Source organism: Candidatus Methylomirabilota bacterium (assembly GCA_035936835.1).
Taxonomy (GTDB): Bacteria; Methylomirabilota; Methylomirabilia; order Rokubacteriales; family CSP1-6; genus AR37.
Map to the genome: position 1 here is coordinate 1 of DASYVT010000220.1, position 4209 is coordinate 4209.

Consider the following 4209-nt stretch of genomic DNA (forward strand, 5'->3'; position numbering starts at 1 on the left):
TGCCCTTCGTGATCATCCACCCGGGCTCGCACAAGGGCCAGGGTCTCGAGGCGGGCATTCGGCGCATCGTCGGCGCGCTCGACGAGGTGACGTCGAGGACCCGCGGCTATCGCGTCCGCGTCTTGCTGGAGAACACCGCAGGCGGCGGCGCGACGATCGGGCGGAGCTTTGAAGAGCTGGCCGCGCTCCTCGGCGGCGCGCGGGCGCCGGAGCGCCTCGGAGTCTGCCTTGACACCTGCCATCTCTTCGCCGCCGGCTACGACCTGCGAACGCGCGCGGGCTACGAGGGTGTGATGAAATCATGCGCGGCGATCGTGGGACTCCGGCACGTGCGGGCCTTCCACCTCAACGACGCCAAGGCAGAGCTTGGGTCGGGCCTCGACCGTCACGAGAAGATCGGCAGGGGGCGGCTCGGAAAGGATGCGTTCCGCTGGCTGATGAGAGACCGGCGCTTCGCCCGCGTGCCGATGGTCCTCGAGACGCCCAAGGATCCCGAGCCCAAGGCCGACCGAGCGGCGCTTACGCTGCTGAGGAAGCTTCGGACTAGCGCGAGCGGGTGACGCCGACGCGCGCGCAGGGCGCGCGCACCGGACACTCCGAGCACTTGGGCGACACGGGCTGGCAGATGTTCTGGCCGAAGGACACGAGCAGGTCGTTGTAGCCGATCCAGTACCGTCTCGGCAGGCTGGCCCGCAGCGCCGTTTCGGTCTCCTCCGGATTCCGGGTCCGGACGTAGCCGAGGCGGTTCGAGATGCGGTGCACGTGGATGTCCACGCAGATGCCCGGCTTGTTGAAGCCTTGGGTGACCACGAGGTTGGCCGTCTTCCTGCCCACGCCCTTGAGCGTGAGCAGCGCGTCGATCTCGTCCGGTACCCGGCCGCCGAATCGCGACAGGAGATCGCGGCAGACGCCGAGGATGACCCGCGCCTTGGTGCGGTAGAAGCCGACGGGGAAGATGGCGCGCTCGATCAGCGTAGGCGTCAGCCGAAGCATGGTCTCGGGCGTCTCGGCGAGGGCGAAGAGGCGCGCCGCGGCCGGGCCCGTCGTCTCGTCCTTCGTGCGCAGCGAGAGCAGGCAGGCGATCAGCACGTGGAAGGGATCGCGCCGCCGGGCCGCCACCTCGGCCAGCGAGGTCGTGCGCCAGCGCTTGGAGACGCGCCCGAGGGTGCGGATGACGCGGCCGATCTGGAGCCGCGGCCGGCGGCGGCTCAGGAGCGCCCCTTGATCTGCTCGAGGAGCGCCTTGGCCTGTGGAACGTCCTTCACGGTCCAGTCGGCGGGATTGCTCGGAGCCTTCTCATCCAGCACGGCCAGGGCCTCCCGCTGGGCGTCGGCCGTTCGCCCCTTCTTCCAGAGCGTGCGGGCCAAGCCCACGCGCATGTTGGTGTAGTGAGGGTCGAGCTCGAGGCCCCTGCGGAACATGGCCTCTGACCTGTCGAGGTTACCGCCGACGAAGCCCGGGACCTCGTAGTAGATGTTGCCGCCCAGGGCATAGGCCGGAGCGTAGGCGGGGTCGAGCTCGAGCGCCGCCTCCATCGCGTCTTTGACGGTGGGCAGGAGGAAGAGCGAGCGCATCACGCCCTTCGTTTGCCCCCAGCGGCCCGTGTTGGTGCCGTACCAGAAACGGGCCGCGGCGCTCCTCGGCGCGAGCTCGACGGCGCGCTTGGCGATCTGCCTGCCGCGATCATAGGCCTCGAGCTTCTCCTCCGGCGTCTTCGCGCGCACGTCGCCGTAGATGAAGCAGGCCTGCGACAGGGCCAGCAGCGTGTCGAGGTCGGGGACCGCGCCCGCGCCGCCTGTTCGAGGGCGGCCCGGAGCTCGTCGATCTTCTGCGGGTTCTCGTGGTAGCGGGTCGCCCAGACGCGAAGCTCGGCGACAAGCGGCGACTGCGCCCATGCGGGGAGGGCCGCGGCGACCCAAAGCAGGACGACCAAGACCAGGGCGGCCCAAAGCAGTGCGGCCCAAAGCCGTGCGGCCAAGTCCACGCGCATGTGCCCGATGCTAGGAGCCGGGGCCGCGCGTGTCAACTTGAACTGCCCTGCCTCGGCCGCTACTGTAGGAGGCACATGCCGAAGATCCCCCGGTCCGAGCCCTGGCAGCACCGCTTCGTCGAGGCCAACGGCCTCCGCTTCCACGTCGTGACTGCGGAGCCCACCGGAGGCGTCCGCTCGCGGGGCCTCGTCCTTCTCCTGCACGGCTTCCCCGAGTTCTGGTACTCGTGGCGGCGGCAGATCCCGGCGATGGCGGCGGCCGGCTTCGACGTTGCGGCGCCGGACCTGCGCGGATACAACGACTCCGACAAGCCCGACGGCATCGAGGCCTACAGGATCACCAACGTCGTCGAGGACGTGGCGGGGATCATTCGCGCCCTGGGTCACGAGCGCGCCTGCATCGTGGGGCACGACTGGGGCGGCGCGGCGGCCTACGCCTTCGCCATGCTCCATCCGGAGATGACCGACAGGCTCTGCGTGCTGAACTCGCCTCACCCCGCGTTGTTCTCCCGGGAACTTCAACGGGGCAACGTCCCACAGCTGAGGAAGAGCTGGTACATGTTCTTCTTCCAGCTGCCGGACGCCCCGGAGCGGCTGCTCGCGGCCGACAACTTCCGGATCCTCAAGGGCATGCTGGCAGGCAGCGCCCGGAAGGGGACTTTCGGGCCGGCCGACCTGGCCCGCTACGCGGAGGCCTTCGCCAAGCCTGGAGCGCTCCGGAGCGCCATCAACTGGTACCGGGCGGCATTCCGAGGCGGATTGCCGTCCGTGCGGGAACTGCCGAAGATCGCGGCGCCGACATTGATCATCTGGGGGGACAGGGATTTCGCCTTGGGCAAGGAATTGACGCGGGGGATGCGGAAGTACTTCTCGGGCCCGTTCAGGATCACCTACCTGCCGGGCGTGAGCCACTGGGTCCAGCAGGAGGCTCCGGTGAAGGTGAACGCCCTCCTGACGCGCTTTCTCGCCGCGGGTGCCCGCCCGTGAAACAGTTCACGGTGGTAGTGGTGGCGCTGTGGCTCGGGGCCATGGGCTTCTTCGCTTTCGTCGTGGCGCCCTCGGCCTTCAGCACGCTCGAGCGGGAGGCCGCGGGCAGGTTCGTGGGCGCGGTCTTCCCTCGCTATTACACGATCGGCCTGGCCCTCGGGTTAGCAGCCCTGGTTGGGCTGGGAGCGCGGTGGCTCGGGGCTGGGTTGCGCGGCTGGGATTGGCTGCCCGTGGGGCTCGTCCTGCTCATGCTCGCCCTGACGCTGTACGCGGGCGCGGTAGTCCTGCCTGCCGCCCACGCCGCGCGCGAAGCGATGCGGCAGGCCGGTATGGATCCGGCAGCCGCGACGGGCTTCGCGCGGCTCCACCGCCTGTCGGGCATCCTCAACGGGATCGTAATGATCTCGGGTGTCCTGGTGCTCGTGCTCGAGATGGCGAGGCGCCGCTGAAGGGCTTCAAGCCGCCGCCCGCTCAGCCCCCGCTGAGCGCGAGGCTCAGCAGCGCTTTCACGAGCTCACCCGGCGGCACGGCCCCGCCCTGTGTGGCTGACTGGAGCAGGCACCCCTCGGCCGCGCCCAGCATGACGGCGGCGACGGCGCCCGTATCGAGCTCCTTCCTGAACGCTCCCGTCGCCACGCCCGCCTGGAGAATCTCCTCGAGCGACAGCCGGAGCTGCTCCCGCTGCCAGGCCAGCGCCAGTCGGTGGTGCTTGTCGTGACGCGCCCGCATCCAGCCAGTCAGGAGCATCTCGGAGAAGTCGGGATCGCTCTGGCCGTAGGCGCCGAAGATGATCTCCATCGCGCCCTCGAGCCTGACCGCCGGGGGATCGCCGCCGCGAGCCACGCGGGCGACCGCCGCGACGATGGGCGCGAAGCGCTCCTCTATGACTTGAATGCTCGAAGCGGGGGCCTGGATGCTCGAAGCGGGCAGCTGGTGCGCATGGGGTGTCGGGGGCTGGCGTCGGGGAGCTTTCCGCTTCACGCCCCGATTATCCCACGCTCGAATCCCTCGCCATGGACTTCGGGCTTTCTCCCGAGCAGGAACGGTTCCGGGCGAGCGCAGCGGCTGGCTCGGGGCCGATAGCCCGGGCGACTGGCGAAAGGTCAGCGCCGGGCTCAAGACGCGGGCGGAACGAGGAAACGGCTCCTACGCCGCGCTCTGGCAGGGGAGCCCCGGCGCGGCGGGCGGCAGCTGGTGGCAGTACCGGGCGCTCCGCTCGCGGGGAGACACCA

General features: G+C 69.9%; 6 protein-coding genes. 3 read left to right on the forward strand and 3 right to left on the reverse strand.

Annotated elements, in window-relative coordinates; all coding sequences use genetic code 11:
- The coding region (locus VGV06_20105; GenBank protein ID HEV2057446.1) for a deoxyribonuclease IV at nt 1-560 on the forward strand (560 nt) is incomplete at its 5' end.
- On the opposite strand, the gene nth is transcribed toward VGV06_20105, so the two are convergent.
- Both nth and VGV06_20115 read right to left on the reverse strand, forming a co-directional pair.
- The gene (nth, locus tag VGV06_20110) at nt 544-1119 is read right to left on the reverse strand and encodes an endonuclease III (protein ID HEV2057447.1); all 576 of its coding nucleotides are present in this window, start codon (nt 1117-1119) and stop codon (nt 544-546) included. The two genes, VGV06_20105 and nth, sit on opposite strands and share 17 nt — an antisense overlap.
- Nucleotides 1120-1208: 89 nt before the next feature.
- Nucleotides 1209-1724, reverse strand: coding sequence for a TRAP transporter TatT component family protein (locus VGV06_20115; GenBank protein HEV2057448.1), 516 nt, complete (start codon nt 1722-1724; stop codon nt 1209-1211).
- 341 nt (nt 1725-2065) lie between these two features.
- Between VGV06_20115 and VGV06_20120 the strand changes: the two genes are divergently transcribed.
- Entirely contained in the window at nt 2066-2977 is a 912-nt protein-coding gene (locus VGV06_20120) for an alpha/beta hydrolase (GenBank protein HEV2057449.1), read from the forward strand.
- Complete coding sequence (locus VGV06_20125) at nt 2974-3426, forward strand: DUF4149 domain-containing protein (protein HEV2057450.1); 453 nt, start codon at nt 2974-2976, stop codon at nt 3424-3426. The genes VGV06_20120 and VGV06_20125 overlap by 4 nt, the downstream gene beginning before the upstream one ends.
- A 22-nt stretch (nt 3427-3448) precedes the next feature.
- Here the strand turns inward: VGV06_20125 and VGV06_20130 are convergent, their stop codons facing one another.
- Entirely contained in the window at nt 3449-3958 is a 510-nt protein-coding gene (locus VGV06_20130; GenBank protein HEV2057451.1) for a TetR family transcriptional regulator C-terminal domain-containing protein, read from the reverse strand.
- Between the last annotated feature and the right edge of the window lie 251 nt (nt 3959-4209).

Coding starts and splice junctions, on each gene's coding strand:
- VGV06_20120 (HEV2057449.1), top strand. CDS start 2,066: ATGCCGAAGATCCCCCGGTCCGAGCCCTGGCAGCACCGCTTCGTCGAG.